Origin of the sequence: Enterobacter cloacae complex sp. P16RS2, from assembly GCF_014982155.1 — a bacterium.
Classification (GTDB): domain Bacteria; phylum Pseudomonadota; class Gammaproteobacteria; order Enterobacterales; family Enterobacteriaceae; genus Enterobacter; species Enterobacter cloacae_M.
Genome location: NZ_JADCKW010000101.1, coordinates 1 through 511, shown reverse-complemented (window position 1 = coordinate 511; position 511 = coordinate 1). Strand labels below are relative to the sequence as shown.

General features: G+C 41.9%; 1 protein-coding gene. It reads left to right on the top strand.

The annotated features are described in order from the left end of the window. On the top strand, positions 1-511 hold a 511-nt coding region (locus INF68_RS23060; RefSeq protein ID WP_227412960.1), incomplete at both ends, for a type 4 pilus major pilin.

Sequence of the window (511 nt, the reverse complement as noted above, 5' to 3'; positions counted from 1 at the left end):
CTTTTAGAACTATTACTTGTTCTTGGTATTATCGCAGCGTTAGTGGTAGCAGCATTTATCGTATATCCTAAAGTGCAAGCATCACAACGTTCACAAGCTGAGAGTAATAACATCGCAACAATCCAAGCTGGTGTTAAAGCCCTTTATACTTCCGCTTCAAGCTTTACTGGTTTGAATAACTCAGTAGCAGTTCAAGCGAAGATCTTCCCTGACAACATGTTAAGCGGTTCAGGTAACTCTGCAACACCAATCAACGCATTCAAAGGTGCTGTAACATTAGGTGTAGCTAACACTGGTCCATCATCAGCAGCAGGTTCTTCTTTCACAATTACTTATGATAACGTACCAGCAGCAGAATGTACTAAGATCATGACAGCAACAGCAGGTAACTTCTACATTGCTCAAGTAGGCTCTACAACTGTTAAACCAGCAGGTGGAACGCTTGACGTAGCGGCAACAGCAGGTGCTTGTTCTGACGCTAACAGTAATACATTGATCTTCACTTCTATTT